Raw genomic sequence first — 20822 nt, 5'->3', positions numbered from 1 at the left:
GGGGGAAATCCTTTTTGATAAAGCTTGAAAGTCCTTGAACCCTAACGGGTTTAGGGATTTTACAAGCGGCTAATAAAAAATAATAAAAGGGGGAGTTATAATTATGAAAAAAATAATCAAATTAGTAGTAACAACTATATTAATGACCATGGTTTTAGTTGGTTGTGGTACAAAGCAAGAAGAACAAAAAGCTACACTACTTGACCAAATAAAAAAATCAGGAACAATGAAAGTTGGATTGATGGGAACATATCCTCCATACAATTTCTTGAATGACAAAAATGAGCTGGATGGCTTTGACGCAGATATAGCAAAGGAAGTAGCAAAGAGAATTGGAGTTAAGGCTGAATTTATTACTAACGAATGGTCAGGTATGATTGCTGGTTTAGAAAAAGGAAAATTTGACATTGTAATAAGTCAAATGACAATTACAGATGAAAGAAAAAAAACAATGGATTTTTCTAAGCCATATATAAAAAATTCAGTTAATGTTATAGTAAAAGAAGATAATAGTACAATTAAAACTATAGAAGATTTTAAAGGGAAAAAAATAGGTGTAGGACTTGGAACAAATGATGAGACTTATCTTAGAAATGAGGCTATGCCTAAAGTAGGTAATTTCGAAATTGCAACTTATAACGATGTTATCACAACTTTATTGGATTTAAATAATGGAAGAATAGATGCTACAGTAAATAATCTTTTTGCAATTAAGCCTATAGTAGATAAAAACAATTTAAAGGTAAAAGCAGTTGGGCAACCGATTAAAGAAGACTATGCAGGTATGGCTATACGTAAAGGAAATCCTGAATTTTTGAGTGCTATAGACAAAGCATTAGAAGATATGAAATCAGATGGTACTTATAAATCAATATTTGTAAAATGGTTTGGGGTTGAACCAACTATATAAATACCAGTGAACTTAAGGAGGCTTTAACAAATGAATTTAGTTGTGCCCGAAATATTCTTTTTATTAAAAGGGGCATATTATACACTACTAATTACTGTAGTTTCAATGACCTTTGGATTAATTATTGGCTTGTTTGTAGCTATAGCTAGGTTAACAGGAAATAAAATATTAGTATCCCTAGCTAAGGTATATGTTTCTATTATTCGTGGAACCCCATTATTAGTACAAGTATTTATTATATATTTTGGACTACCAGATTGGGGAATAACACTTAAACCACTAACAGCAGCTTTTATATCCCTTAGTATAAATATTGGAGCTTATTTATCAGAAACAATTAGAGGATCTTTATTGTCTGTTCCAAAGGGACAGATGGAAGCAGCAATGTGTTTAGGAATGACCTATAGGCAAGCAATGAAGAGGGTTATATTGCCTCAAGCAGCTAGGGTTGCCATTGCCCCTATGGGCAATACCTTTATTGGTATGCTTAAGGAAACTTCGTTAGTTTCAATTATTACTGTAACTGAACTTCTACGTGTATCCCAGCTACTAATATCAAAGCATCTTGTAGTAATGCCTTTTTATATAGCCATTGCCATTATGTATTGGCTTATGAGTACAATGTTTTCTTTTATTCTTGGATTAATTGAAAAAAAATTATCTAAGAGTTATTCATCTTAAGGATGTGATTTAATGATTAAAGCAGAGAAGGTAGTAAAGATATTTGGAGAATTAAAAGTATTAAAGGAAGTAAGTCTAACTATTGATCACAAGGAAGTAGTTGTAATAATAGGACCTAGTGGTTCAGGGAAAACTACATTTTTAAGATGCTTGAATGGGCTAGAAAAGATTGATGGCGGAGCTATTCAAATTGGAGATGTAGAGCTTGATTCAAAACTTACTTCAAAAGAGTATAACAGAAGAGTTAGGGAATTGAGAAAAAATACTGGAATGGTATTTCAAAATTTCAATTTGTTTCCGCACATGACGGCTTTAGGAAATGTCATTGAAGGGCTTGTTACTGTAAAGAAGATTCAAAAAAGGGAAGCCGAAAAAATTGGGGAAAAGTTATTAGAAAAAGTAGGATTGCTAGAAAAAAGAGATATGTATCCATCAAGCCTTTCAGGTGGTCAGCAGCAAAGAGTAGCAATTGCACGTTCACTTGCAATGGAGCCTAAAGTGATGATGTTTGATGAACCGACTTCTGCTCTAGATCCAGAACTTGTAGGTGAAGTATTAGAGGTAATGAAAAACTTAGCAAAAGAAGGTATGACCATGGTAATGGTTACTCATGAAATGGGATTTGCAAAAGAAGTAGCCCATAGGGTTATATTTATGGACGAAGGCAATATTATTGAGCAAGGTTCTCCTAATGAAATATTCAATAATCCTACTATGGATAGAACTAAAAAATTTCTTAGTAAGGTAATAAAATAGAAACTAGATAAAATCAAATGAATTAGAGGGTGATGTAAAAAATGAAAAAGATTTTAGCTTTGGTAGGATCTAGGCGCAAACTTGCTAACGGAGAAATTTTATTGAAGGAAGTTGCAAGTTCTATTGGAGAAGAGTATGAATTAGAATTATTAAAGCTTACAGATTTAAAATTACAACCTTGTCGTGGATGTTATGTATGTCTAATGCCGGGAAAAAAGTGTCCAATTGATGATGGATTATATTATTTAGTAGATAAAATTAAAGAAGCAGATGGAATTATTCTTGCAGCTCCAGACTATGTTTTGGGACCTGCTGCAGTAACTAAGTTGTTAGCAGATAGGGCAATAGCTTTAGGACAGCTTTATGATGATTTAGCAAATAAACCTTGCGTGGTTATTTCAACTTATGGAATTAAAGGTTGGGAAGGATATACTTTAGCAGGATTAAACACTATTGCTAGGTTCCTTGGCTTTAATTTAAAAGATAGTCACTTGTTCCTTGGAGCTTTGCCAGGTGAAGGAATTTTAGGAGAAGGAGCAGTAGAAAGAGCAAGAGAAATGGGTAAAGCTTTATTTGGAGAAGCTAGAAAATCAAATAAGGGAGAATGCCCAACCTGCTGGTCAGATATATGGAAATTTGAAGGAACAAATACTGCAATTTGCCCAATATGTGGACAAAAAGCAACCTTATCTCAAGGAGAAGAGGGCATTCAATGGAAATATGATGAACCTTCTACTAGATTTGAAGTAGAGAATCTTAAGGAGCATTTTCAAGTTTTACTTAGAGAAATGGCAAAGGATTTTATAGAACGACATGAAGAACTAGATGAAGTAAGAAATAGATATAAGTAAAAATTCCCAGGCTGGTGAAAAGGAACAAGTCAATTTGTTTATTTTCACCAGCCTGTCACCATGTTGACAAGAAACGTAAAATGTGGTATATAAAAATTAAGAGTTAGCACTCGTGATAAAAGAGTGCTAACAACTATGTAAAAGCAGTTTTATTTTTTTCTTTGAAAGGAGAAGGTTTTTATGGAAAGAAAAGAATTTAAAGCAGAATCTAAAAGATTATTAGATTTAATGATTAACTCAATTTATACTCATAGAGAAATTTTCTTAAGAGAACTTATTTCTAATGCTAGTGACGCAATCGATAAGATTTACTACAAGGCATTAACGGATAATTCTCTAAACTTCAAAAAAGATGATTATTATATTAGAGTAGAATCAGACAAAAACAACAAAATACTTAAAATTTCTGATACAGGTATCGGAATGACAAAAGAAGAACTAGAAAATAATCTTGGAGTTATAGCTAAAAGTGGTTCTTTAAGCTTTAAAAAGGAAAATGAATTGAAAGATGGCTATGATATAATAGGACAGTTTGGTGTAGGTTTCTATTCAGCATTTATGGTAGCTGATACTGTTACAGTTATAAGCAAAGCTTTAGGCAGTGATGAAGCTTATAAGTGGGAATCAGAAGGTGTAGAAGGTTATACCATTGAAGCTTGCGAAAAAGACACTGTAGGTACAGATATTATATTAAAGATAAAAGCAAATACAGAGGATGAAAATTTTGACGAGTACCTTGAAGAATATAAATTAAAATCCATCATTAAGAAATACTCAGATTTCATTAGATACCCTATAAAAATGGATGTAACACGCAGCAGACTTAAAGAAGGTACTGAGAATGAGTATGAAGACTATACAGAAGAACAAACTATAAATAGCATGGTTCCTATTTGGAAAAAGAATAAGAATGAACTTACTCAAGAGGACTATGAAAAATTTTACTCTGAAAAGCACTATGGTTTTGATAAACCAATAAAGTACATACACACTAGTGTTGAAGGTGTCATTAGTTATAATGCAATTTTGTTTATTCCTGAAAAAACTCCATATGATTTTTATACAAAGGAATATGAAAAAGGATTAGAACTTTATTCTAATGGAGTTTTAATAATGAATAAATGTGCAGACTTATTGCCTGACTACTTTGGCTTTGTAAAAGGTATAGTTGATTCAGAAGACTTGTCTCTTAACATCTCTAGAGAAATATTACAGCATGATAGACAACTAAAACTTATTGCTAAAAATATAAAAACAAAGATCAAAAGCGAATTAGAAAGCTTGTTGAAAAATGAAAGAGATAAATATGAAAAATTCTATCAGTCCTTTGGAAGACAACTAAAATATGGAATATACAGTGAGTTTGGAAGCAATAAAGACGTGTTGCAGGACTTATTAATGTTCTATTCATCAAAAGAAAAGAAGATGGTAACCTTAGATGAATATATTTCTAGAATGACTGCAGAACAAAAATATATTTATTATGCGGCAGGAGAATCAATTGAAAGAATTGAAAAGCTTCCTCAAACAGAACTTTTATTAGATAAGGGATATGAAATACTATACTTTACTGATGATGTAGATGAATTCGCTATAAGAATGTTAATGACATACAAAGAAAAGGAATTTAAATCTGTATCAAGCGGTGACTTAGGTATAGAGCAGGATGAAAATGAAAATAACTCTAGCCAAGATGATAAAGAAAACAAAGAATTATTTGAAAGCATGAAAAAGCTTTTAGCTGGTAAAGTTAAAGACGTTAGAGTGTCAAAGAGATTGAAGAATCACCCTGTATGTTTATCAAACGAAGGCGAGCTTTCAATCGAAATGGAGAAAATATTAAAAGCTATGCCTAATAACGAAAATATTAAGGCAGATAAGATTTTGGAAATTAATGCAAATCATCAAGTGTTTAAAGCCTTAAAGGAAGCCTTTGAAAAAGATAAAGATAAACTTAATCTTTACACAGACTTATTGTATAATCAAGCATTGCTTATTGAGGGATTACCTATAGAAGACCCTGTAGAATTTACAAATAATATGTGCAAAATAATGTTATAAATATTTTTTAAAGTTTAATAAAGCTGGAGATAGGTACATATAACTTACTTATCTCCAGCTTTAAATTATTCATTTACTAAGTTTTTCATGCTTAAATCAAGAATTGGAGCTGAATGAGTAAGGCTGCCTACAGAAATATAGTCAACACCTGTTTCAGCTACTTCTCTTATATTATTTAGATTGATATTGCCAGAAGCTTCTACAGCTGCCTTACCATTAATGATCTGTACAGCTTTTTTCATAGTTTCTAAATCCATATTATCTAACATTATTATATCAGCACCTGCCTCCAAGGCTTCCTCCACCATGGCTATGGTTTCTGTTTCTACCTCTATTTTTCTAACAAAAGAGGCAGAAGATTTTACAGCTTTTACAGCCTCTTTTATTCCACCGGCAGCATTTATATGATTATCCTTAATAAGAATTCCGTCGGACAAATTAAATCTATGATTATGTCCGCCTCCCATTGTAACTGAGTATTTTTCAAGAAGTCTTAAATTGGGAGTGGTTTTTCTTGTATCCAATAATTTAGTATTTGTACCTTGAAGTTTTTCTGTAAATTTATTAGTAATAGTAGCAATTCCGCTCATCCTTTGCAAAAGGTTTAAGGCTGTTCTTTCTCCGGTTAGTATATTCCTCGTATTCCCCTTAATTTTAGCTATAAGAGTTTTAGGCTCAACCACGTCCCCATCTTTTTTATAAAAATCTATTTCAACATCCCCTAAGATTGTAAAGACCCTGGCGAATACTTCAAGTCCAGCAATTATACCGTTTCCCTTAGAAAATAAATCTACGGTACAGCGAGAATCTTTTGATATAACAGAGGCTGAAGTTATATCTTCATTAGGAATATCTTCAATTAAAGCTTCCCTAATTATTTTGTCAATTATCAAATAGTTCATCATCTAATTCCTTTGACCTCCTTTTTAATTCATTAATTATAATATTTTTATTTTCTTTCATTAAAGCATCAGGAGATAATGAGGCTCTTGGTACTTGAACATTTATAAGGCCTGTATAATGTATTTTCTCATTTATTGAATTAGCAGCTCTTCTAGAAAATACAAGGCCTTCTAGCAAGGAATTACTTGCCAGTCTATTAGCACCATGAACTCCAGTACAGCTTGACTCACCTACAGCATACAAATTGTTCATGGAGGTCTTAGAATTATAATCTACCTTAATGCCGCCCATAAGATAATGTTGCGCAGGGGAAACGGGAATTGGATCATGAGTGATATCAATTCCTTTCTTTAAACATTCATTGAAGATTGTTGGGAATCTGTTCATTATATAATTCTTATTAAGAAAGGAAATATCAAGGTTCACATAAGGAACACCAGACTCCTTTATTTCCTTAAATATTGCCTTTGATACAACATCTCTTGGCAAAAGCTCATCTACGAATCTTTGCCCCTTTGAATTCAGAAGCTTTCCACCTTCACCACGGACAGACTCAGAAATTAAAAATCTTCTGCTCTTTGAATTTTCATCATAAAGGGCAGTAGGATGGAATTGAATGTATTGCAGATTTTCTACATTTATATTATTTTTCAATGCAATGGATATGCCATCTCCTACTAAAAATCTCCTGTTTGTAGAATTATAGAATAGTCCTCCAATTCCTCCTGTAGCTAAAACAACTACTTTTGAATGAATGTTTATTTGTTCATTTTCCTTAAAAACAACTGCGCCTACACAGGTATTGCCTGATCTTATAAGATCAGTAAGGCAGGCATCCTCCAAGGTGACTATATTATTGCGGTTTTTAACATTCTTTATTAAAGAATCCTCAACTGCCTTGCCTGTCTTGTCCTTATAATGAACTATTCTATTTTTACTATGAGCTCCTTCACGAGTATAAAATAACCCATTTTCAGATCTATCAAGGTTAACCCCTAGAGTTAAAATATTTTGAATGTTTTCTATGGATTCTCTCACAAGTATTTTTACTGATTCCCTATCATTTTCATATTTGCCTGCCTTAAGAGTATCCTGAAGAAATAGAGGGAAATCCTCTGTGTTTCGTGCAGTTGAGATACCACCTTGAGCAAGAGAAGTATTTGTTTCATCAAGCTTTGATTTTGAAACAACTAAAATGTTTAAATCAGGAGACAGGTTCAAGGCACAGTATAAACCGGAAACCCCTGAACCTACAATTAAAACATCAAAATAAATATCCATACAATATCACCTCGATAATTTATGCATATTATTTAAAGCATTATATGCCTTTATTCTAATTTCTTCATCAATTTCAATTTGATGCTGCATATTTAAAAGTCCCTCATAAACATTTTTTAGAGTTGTCTTTTTCATGTTAACACAGGTCATGCCTTCACCTGGAATATAGAAGTTTTTATCAGGGTTGTGTTTTTTAAGCTGATGTATAACCCCTTCTTCTGTAACTATTAAAAAGTTATTAGAAGAAGACTCCGTTGCATGTTTAATGATTTCTCCTGTACTTCCAATAAAGTCTGCCAGCTTTCTAACAGGTGCTTCACATTCAGGATGAACTAGTACTACAATATCTTTTATTTTATCTTTCATCTTTAATACATCCTCAGGAGAGATTCTAGAATGAACTACACAATAACCATTCCAAAATATGAATTTTTTATTAGGGAACTGCTCTGCAATATATCCTCCAAGATTCTTATCAGGTAAGAAAATAATTTCATCCACATTAAGATTTTCTATTATTTTTGTAGCACTTGAGGAAGTGACACAAACATCAGAAATGGCTTTAACTTCTGTAGAGGAATTAATATATGAAACAGTAGCTGCATTTGGATGCTCCTTTTGTAACTCTAAAAGATCTTCATAGGCTGCCATATCGGCCATAGGGCAGCCAGCATTTGCAGCAGGAAGTAAAATTGTTTTTTCTGGAGATAGGATTTTTGCACTTTCAGCCATAAATCTTACTCCACAGAACATTACAACCTGCTCGCTGCAGCCTTGAGCAATTTTACTTAAATTATAAGAATCCCCTACTGCATCAGCAATTTCCTGAATCTCAGGTATTTGATAGTAATGAGCAAGGATAATAGCTTGTCTTTCTTTTTTTAATTGCAATATTTTATCTTTAAGTGCTTTACTCATATTTACACCACCTTGTAATGTTATTTACAGGTGTATATACACCTGTAAATAAGTATAGCACCATAATAAGATGAATTCAATACGAGAAAACTTTCCATTGTTGTTCAAATACAATTTTATATTTTGCAGCTGGCTTCTAAGTCTAATAAAGCTCCAAACTTTTGGCAGGCTGTTATAAAGCAGATTAGAGCACAAAGCTCTGATATTTCACTATCATTAAAGCTCTTTCTCAGTTCTTCAAAATCAGCTTCACTTATTAGAAAATCATTTTCATAAGCTCTTTTAATAAATCTAACTGCAGCAGTTATTTTTAAATTAGTTTCATTCTCATTAGGTTTTCCTTTAGCCATGCAATATGGGCATTTATTTAAAAAGGCTAGGTTACGTCTAACTTCTTCTTTTAGCTCCGGACTAAATGTAGAAGAGCTAAATAAAGCTTCCTCTAGTGAATTCCAATTCTCAAGTATATTTTTATTGTGTCCTAATAATTGTTGAAAGGGAGTAGTTCCAAAATTTGATAAAGTTATTCTTGGCATGTTGTACCTCCTAGTATTGTAATTAATTTGTTAATTTATTATAGAACATGTATTAAAGTATTTGTATTTCGTATAGAATATAATGATGACATATTAATTCTATATGACATAAATTTAAGGGGGGTTATATCTATAATGAAAATTGATGAAATTGATATAAATATATTGTCTCAGCTTCAGAAGGATAGCAGATTATCTATTAGAGAACTTTCTAAAAGAATTAATCTTTCACCTCCTTCTGTAACAGAAAGAGTTAGACGACTAGAGGAAAATGGAATAATCGAAGGTTACACTATAAAAATAAATAAAAAGAAGCTTGGTCTTTCTATTGAATGTATAATTAAGGTTACAATGAGAAATGGAGAATATGAAAGATTCAAAAGATTTATTGCAGATTATCCAGGAAGTGAATTTTGCTATAGAGTTGCGGGAGACGCCTGTTTTATTGTGAAACTTTCAGTTTCAAGGCTAGAGGATATAGAGAAATTTATAAATAGCATTTCCTCTTTTGCTGTAACATCAACTAGTATTGTTTTTTCAGAGGTTAAAATAGAAGAAAATTTAAATTGTTTTTTAGATAGGGGGTTGCAATTTGGAGAAGATAAAAGATGAATATGAGAAAAGAAAAGAGTATTATAGCAGCTTAGTAAAAAAGCATCAAAGGACTATTGCACTAATAAGTAATTTAAGACTTGTTATATTTTTGGTGGGAGTGGTAGCTACGATTTTTTTGTATATGATAAAAAGACACTTTCTTTCAGTGGGATTATTTATTATATTTTTAAGTATTTTTATAATATTAGTGAAGAAGCATAACAAGCTAATAGAAGAGAAAAAATACTCCCTAGGCTTGTATCAAATTAATGAAAACTCAATGAAAAGAATTGAAGGGCAGTGGAAAGAATTCAAGGACACAGGAGAAGAATTTTATGAAGAAGATCATAATTATTCTGTAGATTTAGATATTTTCGGAAGAGGATCCTTATTTCAGTGGATTAATACTGCAAGTACCTTTTTAGGGCGAAAAAGATTAAGCGAAGCTATGAAAAAGCCTTGTAAAAATATAAGTGAGATTTATGAGAGACAGGAAGCCATAAATGAACTTGCTGAAAAACTAGATTGGAGGCAAAAGTTTACTGCTGAAGGAGTTATGGCATCGGAAAAAGTAATTGATATAGATGATTTATTTAAATGGTCAAAGGATATAAAAAAGTTTTACTGCAGCAAAAGTCTGAGAATAATTTTTAAGGGACTATCTTTACTATCAATTATTGTCTTGATACTTCCCTTTATTGTAGAGGGTGTTCCATATTATGTTTCTTCCTTTGCTATAATGATAAACATTCTTATACTTATGTGGAAAAATGACGACAGAGCTGCAAGTTTGGGGACTATAGACAAATATGAAGATAGCATAAAATCATACTATGGTATGATAGCAGCTATTGAAGGAGAAGTATTTAAAGGAAAGTACTTAAAAAAAGTGAAAAGCAATTTAATAGATGAGGAAGGTAACAAAGCCTCTAAATATATAAATAAACTATCGAGTATATCAGAAATGATTTCTATGAAAAGAAATGCATACTTTGCTATTATAAATATTATTACTCTATGGGATTATCATTGTATGTTTGCTCTTGAACAATGGAAAAATCAGTGTGGGAAAAATCTTCAAAGCTGGATAGAGAGTATAGCAGAATTCGAAGCTCTTTCAAGCTTAGCCATTATTAAATATGACAATCCAAGCTTTGTATTGCCTAAGATAGAAGGAGATTTATTAAATATACATGCAAAAGAAATGGGGCATCCATTGCTTACTTCTAACAGAGTAAGTAATGATTTCAAAATGGAAAAACCTACGGAAGTTTTGCTAATAACAGGCTCTAATATGTCAGGTAAAAGTACTTTTCTAAGAACTGTCGGTATTAATTTAGTCTTAGCTTATATGGGGGCTCCCGTATGTGCAAAGGAATTTACCTGCCCTATAATGAATATATACACCTGCATGAGAATTAGCGATAATTTAGATAAAAATATATCTTCTTTTTATGCAGAGCTGCTAAGAGTAAAAAAAATAGTGGAAGCCACGAAATCTCAAAGCAAGGTTTTTTTCTTACTAGATGAAATATTTAAAGGTACTAACTCTGTAGACAGGCACACAGGAGCCAAGGTGCTTATAAATAGGCTTAGGGAAAAGGGAGCTGCTGGGCTTGTATCAACCCATGATTTGGAACTGGGGGAATTGGAGAAACAAAGTAATGGAAAAGTGAAGAACTACCATTTTAGAGAGTTTTATAAAGCTAACAAAATTAATTTTGATTATAAATTGAGAGAGGGAATTTCTACAACAAAAAATGCGCTTTATTTAATAAGAATGATAGGAATTGACACATAAAGATAAATTTAATGAGTTTCTCATTTCTTGTTCAATATGTTATACTAAATATATTATAATATTTATGAATATTCAAGGATTTTTGCAAAAATTTTACTTTTACATAGAAGGAAAGGATGAATAAGATGAAGCTGGTAATATTAAGCAGTAAACTGGTGGGAGAGAAGCTGGGAAGTAGTATATATACAGAAGATGGAGTTATGTTTTTGAAAAAAGGCAGCAATCTTTCTGAGTTAACTATTAAGAGATTAAGAAATATAGGAATGAGGACTATTTATATAGATGATGGTAATGATCAAGTTACTCTTCAAGAAATAATACCTACTACAATTAGACTAGGACTTACTAAGTCTTTAAGGGAAGTATTTGAGGAGGCATTAAAAACTCAGAATGTAAATTATTCTAAGGTTTCTCAAATTATTAAAGAAATATTAGAGAATATAAACTTATCTGAAAATGCAGTATTAATAAATAATTTAGTGCCAAAGGATGATATAGCTAAGCTATGTAATCATTCTATAGATGTTACAATATATTCAATAATGATTGGAATTCGAAGAAAGCTTAATGAAAGAAAGCTTATTAATCTGGCTATAGGAGCTTTACTACATGACATTGGTAAGCTTTTTACAAAAGGACAGGAGCATACTAAAATAGGATATCAGCTATTAAAGAGCAATACTCTATTTAGTCCAACCTCCTATATGTGTATTTATGAGCTTTATGAAAAGAAGGACGGATCAGGCCCTTTAGGTATTAAGGAGGATAAAATATTTGAGTTTTCTAAGATAGTAAGTATATGTAATGCCTATGTAAAATACATAAATGATGAAAAGGGAATACTTCCTCACGTAGCTTTGGAGAGAATAACTGCAGAAGCAGGAAACAGTTACGATGAAGAAATTTATAAGGATTTCATAAACACTATATATTGCTATCCTAATGGACTTTCAGTTAAGCTAAATAATGGACAAGATGCTGTTGTTATAGCACAAAATAAGGATTCAGCTACAAGACCAATTGTTCAAGTAAAGGAAAATGGAAAATACAATTTTTATAATTTATTGAGTAACTTAACTTTATTTATTGTAGAAGTAAATTTATAGAAAAATAAGAAGCTAAGCTTTAGGTTATAATTGGCATAACCTAAAACTTAGCTCTTTTTAATTAAGTGTTATTAGTAAGCTCTATTTGCGAATTCAATTATTAAGCTTATTAATTCATCTAGCTTATCAATTATAGGAGAATGTCCGCAATTTTCAAGTACAACAAGCTTTGCATTGTCACCTATCATTTCCTTCGTTTTTCTTGCTACAGGCAGAGGTACTATTTTATCCTTGTCTCCGTGAATTATAAGAGTTGGAATAGAAAGTTTTTCAATTTCTCCAGTTCCCTCCACTACCTTATTGTGTTCATTAGAGATGTTAAAATAGGAAAGTGCATAAGTCACGTCCAATAAGTTCCTTTGAGTTAATGTATCATCAATATATTCATTAAACTTACTTATACTAGGCTTATTAACATTGTATATTCCAGTTGTAAACATTGATTTTAATAAAAATCTATTATTAAATCTATAAGCAGATAATATATATCTAATAGCATAGGATATTTCACTTTTTGTTGTTAACATTTTTCCAGTAGGTCTTCTGAAAATGTCTCTTTTTTTCATTGGAAAGCCTTTAGGGCTGCCAGAATCCATTAATATTAGCTTTGATGCATAGCCAGGATTATCTACTACAAATTGCATTGCAACGCAGCCACCTAAAGACCATCCAACTAAAGTAAAGTTCTTTATATTTAAGGCTTCTACAAAAAGTTTAATATCATCGGAAAAATCCTTAATAGAATCAATCGGAGTATTATAGCTAGACATTCCAAAACCTCTTAGGTCTATAGCATAAATCTTGTAGTCATCAGGCATATTTTCAAGAACTAAATCCCAATGCTTAGAGGAAGTCATATTCCCATGGACTAAGAGAATGGTTCTATTTCCATTTCCACATTCTCTATAGCCCATTATTTCTTTATTTTTTAATGCTACTGATTTTATAAAAATGTCCTTTGGCAATTTAGTTTCCTCCTAGATAATTGGTTATTATTCATCTAAAAAAAGTGTCAATAATTCTATAAGTTCATCTAGCTTATCTACAAGAGGAGAATGGGCACAATTTTTAAGAACTTTTATTCTTGCATTATCCCCTATAGCTTCTTTATTTTCTATGGCAGCACTTACAGGAATCATTTTATCTTTATCTCCATGAATAATAAGCGTAGGAACAGTTATTCTATCTACATTTCCAGTACCGCTTGTAATGCCGTTAAACTCATGAGAAATATTAAATATAGATAGCGCGTAATTTACATCAATAATGTTTCTTTGGGTTAACATATCATTAAGGTATTCTTCGTATCTTGAGTTTGATGGTTTATTTTCAGTGTATATAATCATGTCCCAGAGAGCCTTAAGGTAAAATTTATTTGTATTTTTGAAGTTGCTTAAAATATGAATTAGAAATCTTTCCATTTCGTGATGTGAATTAACTATCATATTGGAAAAAGGAAGATTTAAAAAATTCGTTTTGCATATAGGAAAACCTTTAATACTTGCTCCAGACATTAGTACTAGTTTTTTTACGGTATCCTTGTGATCTATTGTATATTGCATTGCCACAGCTGAACCCATTGACCAACCCATTATAGTAAAGCTTTTAAGCTTTAGAGAAGTTACAAATAAATATATATCCTCTGATAGATCTTTTATTGAGCGTATAGGGGTGTTGTAGCTTGAAGTACCAAAACCACGCAAATCTATGGCATATATTTTATATTTTCTTGGGATTTTTTCAAGTAGTAAATCCCAATGTTTTGAAGAAGTCATATTACCATGGATTAGTAAAAGGATGTTGTCTCCACTACCACATTCCCTATAACCTAAGGTTTCATTATTTGGAAGGTCTATTGATTTAAGCAAAATATCGCTTGTCATTCATAAACACTCCTTTCACGTAGTGGAATTATCTTATGCAGGATGAACAATATTCAATTTGGAGTAAAGTGGTATATATTTGAGTATTATCCATTGGGCTATTAGTTTATTCAAGAATTAGTGAAATAGTTCCTTTATTTATATTATAACGGCAAATTATCTGTTATAATGTATGTATTTTAGAAAATACAGTAGTAAAAAGAAATAGGATTTTCCCAAATTAGGAGTGTTGAAAGATGAATAATGATTTTTATTCTAAATTGAGTATTAACCCTATAATAGCAGCTGTTAAGGATACTGAAAAGCTGGAAAAGGCCATTGAATCTCCCTGTGAAATAATTTTCTTATTAAAAGGTAATATATGCAATATAGAAGAGATAGTAAGAAAAGTAAAGGATGCAGATAAAAGTATATATATTCACATGGATCTTATGGATGGGTTTGCAAGAGATGCCTATGCAATAAAACACATTAGCGAAAAAGCAAAACCAGATGGTATAATAACCACAAAGTCTAGCATAATAAAAATAGCAAAAGAATTAGGGGTATTTGCAATACAAAGATTATTTATAATAGACAATCTATCTTTAACTAGTGGAATAAACTCTATAAATACTGTGAGACCTAATGCAGTAGAAATAATGCCTGGAGTTATGCCAAAAATAACGAAAAAAATAAGCAGCGAAGTAAAGGTTCCTGTAATCGCAGGCGGGCTGATTAGTGATAAAGAAGATGTAATAGATAGTATTAAAGCTGGAGCCATGGGCATATCTACTAGTAAAGAGGAAATATGGGAGATGTAAAAATATAAATTTACTTTTATTGAATATTGACAAAAGAACTTAAAGTGCTATAATGAGCATATAAGTGAATAAAAAAGGCGGAGTATAGAGAGCCATGGTTTTAAAGGGGTAAACCCCTTTAAGATTATGGCTTTTTTTATTTTAGAATAGGAGGTACAAAATGTTTGATGTAGTAATTGTTGGTTCTGGAGTTGTAGGATCAGGAATAGCTAGAGAGTTATCTAAATATGATTTAAAAACCTGTGTACTAGAAAGAGGAACAGATGTGGCAGTTGGAACTTCAAAGGCTAATAGCGGAATAGTTCATGCAGGACACGATACAAAAACTAATTCTTTAAAAAGCATATTGAACGTTAAAGGAAATGCTATGTTTGATAGACTATCAAAGGAATTGGATTTTCCTTTTAAAAGAAATGGTTCACTAGTAATATGCTTTGACGAAAGCGATATTGAAAAGCTAGAAGCACTAAAAGAAAAAGGTGACAATAACGGAGTACCTAGACTTGAAATACTGACAAAAGAGAAATTGAGAGAGCTAGAGCCAAACATTAATGAAAACGCAGTTGCAGCATTATTTGCACCAACTGGAGGAATTGTATGTCCTTACGAAATGACTATTGCTTATGCAGAAAATGCAAATGCTAATGGAGTAGAATTTGTATTTAACTGTGAAGTTAAAAATATAATTAAATCTGAAAATGGATTTACTATCGAAACAAGTAAAGGTATTTATGAGAGCAAAATAGTAATTAACGCTGCAGGACTTTTTGCAGATGATTTAAATAATATGGTAAGTAAAAATAAAATTGATTTAGTTGCAAGAAAAGGGGAGTACTGTTTATTTGACAAGCTTGCGGGGGAAGCTACTACAAGAACTATATTTCAGCTTCCAACTGACCTTGGAAAAGGAGTTCTTGTTACTCCTACAGTAGATGGGAATCTTCTTATAGGACCAAATGCTGTTGACATAGAAGATAAGTCAAATTTAAGCACTACACAAGAAGGACTAGATGAAATATTAAGTAAGGCAAAGAAAACATTAAAGGAAGTACCTATGAGACAAATCATAACTTCTTTTTCTGGAATAAGAGCTCACAGCTCTGAGGACGATTTTATTATTGGAGAGGCTGAAGATGCAGAAGGCTTTATAAATGCAGCTGGAATCGAATCGCCGGGTTTATCAAGTGCTCCAGCTATTGCTGAAATGGTGGAGAATATAGTCATAGAAAAGCTTAATCCAGCTAAAAATGATAAATTCAATCCTATAAGACATGGAATTCCTAAATTTAGAGAAATGGATAATGAAGAAAGAAAGAATATTATTAAGTCAAATCCATCCTACGGAAAGATAGTATGCAGATGTGAAACTGTAACAGAGGGAGAAATAATTGATGCTATAAGAAAACCTCTTGGAGCTAAAGATTTAGATGGACTGAAAAGAAGAACAAGAGCTGGAATGGGAAGATGTCAATCAGGCTTTTGCTCAACAAAGCTAGTAAATATTTTAGCTAAAGAGCTGAATATTCCAGTAACAGAGGTAACAAAGTTTGGAGGAGAATCTAACTTACTAATAGGAAAAAATAAGGAGATTTAGTAAAATACATTATCTATTGAGATTTGGAGGAGCTGAAAATGAAAGAGTACGATATTGTTATAATTGGAGGAGGACCAGCAGGAATTGCAGCAGCCATAGGAGCTAGAGAAGAAGGAATAGAAAATGTTCTCATACTAGAAAGAGATAATTGCCTTGGAGGGATACTTAATCAATGTATTCATAATGGATTTGGACTTCACACCTTCAAGGAAGAACTAACAGGACCTGAATATGCAGAAAGATATATAAGAAAAGCAGAGGAAATGAAAATACCATATAAGTTAAATACTATGGTAATAGATATAAATGAAAAGAAAGAGATAGTAGCAGTTAATGAAGAAGAAGGAATATTAGAAATAAAGGCAAAGGCTATAATTCTTGCTATGGGATGTCGTGAAAGACCTAGAGGTGCTATAAATATTCCAGGAAGCAGATGTGCAGGTATTTATTCTGCAGGGGCTGCGCAGAAGTTTGTGAATATTGATGGATATATGCCGGGAAAAGAAGTAGTTATATTAGGTTCTGGAGATATAGGTCTAATAATGGCAAGAAGAATGACTCTTGAAGGAGCTGAGGTTAAAGCAGTAGTTGAGCTTATGCCTTATTCCGGAGGACTAAAGAGAAATATTGTACAATGCCTAGATGATTTTAATATACCTCTAAAGCTGACACACACCATAACTAATATAGATGGAAAAGATAGAGTAGAAGGAGTTACAATAGCAAAGGTAGATGAAAACAGAAAGCCTATTAAAGGAACAGAAGAGTATATTAAATGTGATACCTTGCTGTTATCTGTAGGATTGCTCCCTGAAAATGAATTGTCGAATAAAGCTAATGTGAAGCTTTCCCAGATTACTGGAGGACCTGAGGTAAATGAAAGTCTCCAAACTAATATTGAAGGAATATTTGCGTGCGGAAATGTGCTTCATGTACATGATTTAGTAGACTATGTAACTCTTGAAAGTGTTAATGCAGGTAAAAATGCTGCTAGATATGTTAAGGGTGAAAGTTTTAAGGAAAAAGGCATAGAATTAAAAGGCTTAGATGGAGTAAGATACACAGTACCTAAGTATATAAATCCTAAAAACATAAATGAGGCTGTAGAAGTAAGGTTTAGAGTTGGAGATGTATATAAGAACAGTTATATTTCTGTGTATTTTGATGAAGCTAGAGAGCTGCACTTAAAGAAGAGAATACTAACTCCAGGTGAAATGGAAACAGTAGAACTTACAAAGCAAATGTTTGATAAGTATGCAGAGTGTAAAGAGATTACTGTTAAAGTGGAAGGAGAATAGGAAATGAGTGAAGTTAGAAATTTAATTTGTATAGGATGTCCCATAGGATGTGACATGGAAGTTACTTTAGAAGAGGGAAAGGTTACTGAAGTTAAAGGTAATACTTGTGTAAGAGGCAAAAATTATGCTGAAAAGGAATGTACAAACCCAACAAGAATAGTCACTTCCAGTGTTAGAGTACAGGGGGGAGAGATAGATTCAGTTTCTGTAAAAACACAAAGCGATATACCAAAGAACAAAATTATGCAGTGCATAGAAGAACTTAAAGGCATAACCGTTAATGCACCTATAAAGGCTGGAGAAGTTATAATTAGAAATGTTGCAGATACAGGAGTAAGTATTATTTCAACAAAAACTGTTGAAATAAGAAATTAATAAATATAAATATTCATTAAAATATAATATCATGGCGGAGACTAGAGAGCCATTATTGAGAAGGTAATAAAGATACCTTTCTTAATAATGGCTCTTTTTAGCTCTGATTTATTTGATATTTATATAAAACGTTTACAAGACTAGTAAATGAAAAATAAGGTATAATTTAATTAGGAGGAAGAGAAAATGTCTAATATCATGGGAGAATTTTTAGGAACAATGATTTTAATCCTGCTAGGTGACGGAGTAGTTGCTGGTGTACTCCTTAAAAAGAGCAAAGGAGAAAATGGAGGGTGGATCGTAGTAACAACAGCTTGGGCTTTGGCAGTGGTGATTCCTGCATTTATATTTGGTGCAGTAAGTGGAGCACACTTTAATCCAGCACTTACAATAGCCTTAGCATTTTTAGGGAAGTTCTCTTGGAGCTTAGTTCCACAGTACATTGCAGCTCAAATGCTTGGTGCTATTGCTGGAGCTACTTTAGTATGGCTTACCTATCTGCCACACTGGAAAGAGACAGAAGAAAAGGCAGCAAAGCTTGGAGTATTTTGTACAGCACCAGCAATTAGAAACACCACAGCTAATATTATCACAGAGGTCATCGGTACATTTATTCTTGTTTTTGGTATATTAGGTTTAGGTCAAGTTCAAATGGCACCAGGAGTAAATGTATTAGCAGTAGGAGGACTTATTTTTGTTATTGGTCTTTCCTTAGGGGGTCCAACTGGATATGCTATTAATCCTGCAAGAGATTTAGGACCACGTATTGCTCATGCTATACTGCCTATTGCAGGAAAAGGAGATTCTGACTGGGGATATTCTTGGATACCAGTGGTGGCACCAATAGTTGGTGGACTTTTAGGAGCTATAGTATTTAATTTAGTATTTTAATATATGATATATATTAATGGGATGTTTGGAAAGCAATTATGTTATTAATAAATACGGGGAGGAATAAGCATGGAAAATCAAAAATATATAATGGCATTAGATCAAGGAACAACTAGTTCAAGATGTATAATATTCAATAAAAATGGTGAAATAATAAGCGTTTCTCAAAAGGAATTTAAACAAATTTATCCTAAATCAGGATGGGTTGAACATGACCCTATGGAAATTTGGGGTACTCAGGCTGGAGTAGCAGGAGAAGCACTTGCAAGGGCTGGACTTAATGCAACAGATATTGCAGCACTAGGAATAACAAACCAAAGGGAAACGACAGTTGTATGGAATAAGAGAACAGGACTTCCAGTTTACAATGCCATAGTTTGGCAGTGTAGAAGAACTTCTGAATATTGTGATGAACTAAGAAAAAAAGGCTTCGACAAGACAGTAAGAGAAAAAACAGGGTTGGTTTTAGATGCTTATTTTTCAGCTACAAAAATCAAGTGGATACTTGATAATGTGGAAGGAGCAAGAGAAAAAGCAGAAAACGGAGAGCTGATTTTTGGAAACATAGATACTTGGTTAATTTGGAATCTAACAAAAGGAAGAGTACACGTTACAGATTACACCAATGCATCCAGAACCATGTTATACAATATACATGAATTAAAATGGGATGAAGAGTTATTAGAGGAATTTAATATTCCCAAAGCAATGCTTCCAGAAGTAAAGCCTTCTAGCTGTGTTTACGGAGAAACAGATGAATTAATATTCGGTTCACCAATTGCTATAGCTGGAGACGCTGGAGATCAGCAAGCAGCTCTATTTGGTCAAGTTTGTTGTGATGAAGGAATGGCTAAAAATACTTATGGAACAGGATGCTTTCTCTTAATGAATACTGGAGATAAAGCAGTAGAATCCAAAAATGGATTACTTACAACTATGGCTGCTTGCTATAGCGGTAAAATAGAGTATGCTCTAGAAGGAAGTGTGTTTATAGGAGGAGCTGTAATTCAATGGCTTCGTGATGAGCTTAGAATGATAAAGAGTGCTGCAGAATCTGAAAAATATGCAAAGGCAGTAGAAGATTCTAATGGAGTTTACTTAGTACCTGCTTTTGTAGGACTTGGGGCGCCATATTGGGACCCTTATGCAAGAGGAACCATGGTTGGACTTACAAGAGGAGCTAAAAAGGAGCACTTTATAAGAGCAGCTTTGGAATCCATGGCATACCAAACTCATGATGTATTAAAGGCTATGGAAGAAGATTCAGGAATAAAATTGCAAGCATTAAATGTAGATGGGGGAGCTTCTGCAAATAACTTTTTAATGCAATTCCAAGCTGATATACTAAATACTCAAGTTAAAAGACCTGAGGTAATAGAAACCACTGCACTAGGAGCAGCGTACCTAGCTGGGCTTGCAGTAGGATATTGGGAAGACATTAATGATATCTGCTCAAATTGTAAGCTATCTAATAGTTTTATGCCTTCAATGGAGGAGGAAAAGAGGAAAAAATTAATTGAAGGATGGCATAAGGCTGTAGAAAGATCACAAGCATGGGAAAAATAAATTTAATAAATATT

General features: G+C 32.5%; 20 protein-coding genes. 14 read left to right on the top strand and 6 right to left on the bottom strand.

Annotated features, from left to right (window positions below):
• The first annotated feature begins 103 nt into the window (after positions 1-103).
• From CLHOM_RS17000 to htpG, 5 genes are all read left to right on the top strand, one after another.
• Complete coding sequence (locus CLHOM_RS17000) at positions 104-910, top strand: transporter substrate-binding domain-containing protein (RefSeq protein WP_052222875.1); 807 nt, start codon at positions 104-106, stop codon at positions 908-910.
• Positions 911-940: 30 nt separating this feature from the next.
• On the top strand, positions 941-1591 hold the full coding sequence (locus tag CLHOM_RS16995; protein WP_052222874.1) for an amino acid ABC transporter permease: 651 nt from the start codon (positions 941-943) through the stop codon (positions 1589-1591).
• A 12-nt stretch (positions 1592-1603) separates the two neighbouring features.
• Positions 1604-2347, top strand: a complete 744-nt coding sequence (locus CLHOM_RS16990; protein ID WP_052222873.1) for an amino acid ABC transporter ATP-binding protein — start codon at positions 1604-1606, stop codon at positions 2345-2347.
• 41 nt (positions 2348-2388) lie between these two features.
• Positions 2389-3198, top strand: coding sequence for an NAD(P)H-dependent oxidoreductase (locus CLHOM_RS16985; protein WP_052222872.1), 810 nt, complete (start codon positions 2389-2391; stop codon positions 3196-3198).
• 180 nt (positions 3199-3378) lie between these two features.
• Positions 3379-5259: a molecular chaperone HtpG gene (gene htpG / locus CLHOM_RS16980; RefSeq protein WP_052222871.1), complete on the top strand. Its 1881-nt coding sequence runs from the start codon at positions 3379-3381 to the stop codon at positions 5257-5259.
• A 65-nt stretch (positions 5260-5324) separates the two neighbouring features.
• On the opposite strand, the gene nadC is transcribed toward htpG, so the two are convergent.
• The 4 genes from nadC to CLHOM_RS16960 form a co-directional block, all read right to left on the bottom strand.
• A complete protein-coding gene (gene nadC, locus CLHOM_RS16975; RefSeq protein WP_052222914.1) occupies positions 5325-6161 on the bottom strand; it encodes a carboxylating nicotinate-nucleotide diphosphorylase in 837 nt (278 codons plus the stop codon).
• The gene (locus tag CLHOM_RS16970; protein ID WP_052222870.1) at positions 6142-7443 is read right to left on the bottom strand and encodes an L-aspartate oxidase; all 1302 of its coding nucleotides are present in this window, start codon (positions 7441-7443) and stop codon (positions 6142-6144) included. The genes nadC and CLHOM_RS16970 overlap by 20 nt, the downstream gene beginning before the upstream one ends.
• Before the next feature lie 6 nt (positions 7444-7449).
• Positions 7450-8361 (bottom strand): quinolinate synthase NadA, encoded by a 912-nt coding sequence (nadA, locus tag CLHOM_RS16965; RefSeq protein ID WP_052222869.1) that lies wholly within the window; start codon positions 8359-8361, stop codon positions 7450-7452.
• Between the two features lie 116 nt (positions 8362-8477).
• A complete protein-coding gene (locus CLHOM_RS16960) occupies positions 8478-8897 on the bottom strand; it encodes a carboxymuconolactone decarboxylase family protein (RefSeq protein ID WP_052222868.1) in 420 nt (139 codons plus the stop codon).
• Positions 8898-9032: 135 nt separating this feature from the next.
• Between CLHOM_RS16960 and CLHOM_RS16955 the strand changes: the two genes are divergently transcribed.
• The 3 genes from CLHOM_RS16955 (at position 9033) to CLHOM_RS16945 (ending at position 12398) form a co-directional block, all read left to right on the top strand.
• Positions 9033-9509: an Lrp/AsnC family transcriptional regulator gene (locus CLHOM_RS16955; protein WP_052222867.1), complete on the top strand. Its 477-nt coding sequence runs from the start codon at positions 9033-9035 to the stop codon at positions 9507-9509.
• Entirely contained in the window at positions 9490-11292 is a 1803-nt protein-coding gene (locus CLHOM_RS16950) for a MutS family DNA mismatch repair protein (RefSeq protein ID WP_052222866.1), read from the top strand. Before CLHOM_RS16955 ends, CLHOM_RS16950 begins: the two co-directional genes overlap by 20 nt.
• Positions 11293-11417: 125 nt before the next feature.
• Complete coding sequence (locus CLHOM_RS16945) at positions 11418-12398, top strand: HD-GYP domain-containing protein (protein WP_052222865.1); 981 nt, start codon at positions 11418-11420, stop codon at positions 12396-12398.
• A 71-nt stretch (positions 12399-12469) separates the two neighbouring features.
• On the opposite strand, the gene phaZ (CLHOM_RS16940) is transcribed toward CLHOM_RS16945, so the two are convergent.
• Positions 12470-13363: an intracellular short-chain-length polyhydroxyalkanoate depolymerase gene (gene phaZ / locus CLHOM_RS16940; RefSeq protein ID WP_052222864.1), complete on the bottom strand. Its 894-nt coding sequence runs from the start codon at positions 13361-13363 to the stop codon at positions 12470-12472.
• Between the two features lie 27 nt (positions 13364-13390).
• A complete protein-coding gene (gene phaZ / locus CLHOM_RS16935) occupies positions 13391-14281 on the bottom strand; it encodes an intracellular short-chain-length polyhydroxyalkanoate depolymerase (RefSeq protein WP_052222863.1) in 891 nt (296 codons plus the stop codon).
• Positions 14282-14517: 236 nt separating this feature from the next.
• Between phaZ (CLHOM_RS16935) and CLHOM_RS16930 the strand changes: the two genes are divergently transcribed.
• From CLHOM_RS16930 to glpK, 6 genes are all read left to right on the top strand, one after another.
• Entirely contained in the window at positions 14518-15084 is a 567-nt protein-coding gene (locus CLHOM_RS16930; protein ID WP_052222862.1) for a glycerol-3-phosphate responsive antiterminator, read from the top strand.
• A 160-nt stretch (positions 15085-15244) separates the two neighbouring features.
• The gene (locus tag CLHOM_RS16925) at positions 15245-16678 is read left to right on the top strand and encodes an NAD(P)/FAD-dependent oxidoreductase (RefSeq protein WP_052222861.1); all 1434 of its coding nucleotides are present in this window, start codon (positions 15245-15247) and stop codon (positions 16676-16678) included.
• 38 nt (positions 16679-16716) lie between these two features.
• The gene (locus CLHOM_RS16920) at positions 16717-17976 is read left to right on the top strand and encodes an NAD(P)/FAD-dependent oxidoreductase (RefSeq protein ID WP_052222860.1); all 1260 of its coding nucleotides are present in this window, start codon (positions 16717-16719) and stop codon (positions 17974-17976) included.
• A 3-nt stretch (positions 17977-17979) separates the two neighbouring features.
• A complete protein-coding gene (locus CLHOM_RS16915) occupies positions 17980-18351 on the top strand; it encodes a DUF1667 domain-containing protein (protein ID WP_052222859.1) in 372 nt (123 codons plus the stop codon).
• Positions 18352-18537: 186 nt separating this feature from the next.
• The gene (locus CLHOM_RS16910) at positions 18538-19242 is read left to right on the top strand and encodes an MIP/aquaporin family protein (RefSeq protein ID WP_052222858.1); all 705 of its coding nucleotides are present in this window, start codon (positions 18538-18540) and stop codon (positions 19240-19242) included.
• A gap of 69 nt (positions 19243-19311) precedes the next feature.
• Positions 19312-20808 carry a glycerol kinase GlpK gene (glpK, locus tag CLHOM_RS16905; protein ID WP_052222857.1) on the top strand — a complete coding sequence of 499 codons (1497 nt, stop codon included), beginning with the start codon at positions 19312-19314 and terminating at the stop codon, positions 20806-20808.
• Positions 20809-20822 lie beyond the last annotated feature (14 nt).

The organism is Clostridium homopropionicum DSM 5847, assembly GCF_001263795.1.
GTDB lineage: Bacteria > Bacillota > Clostridia > Clostridiales > Clostridiaceae > Clostridium_H > Clostridium_H homopropionicum.
Note: the sequence above shows the minus strand (reverse complement) of the source record. Positions and strands in the feature narration are given on the sequence as shown.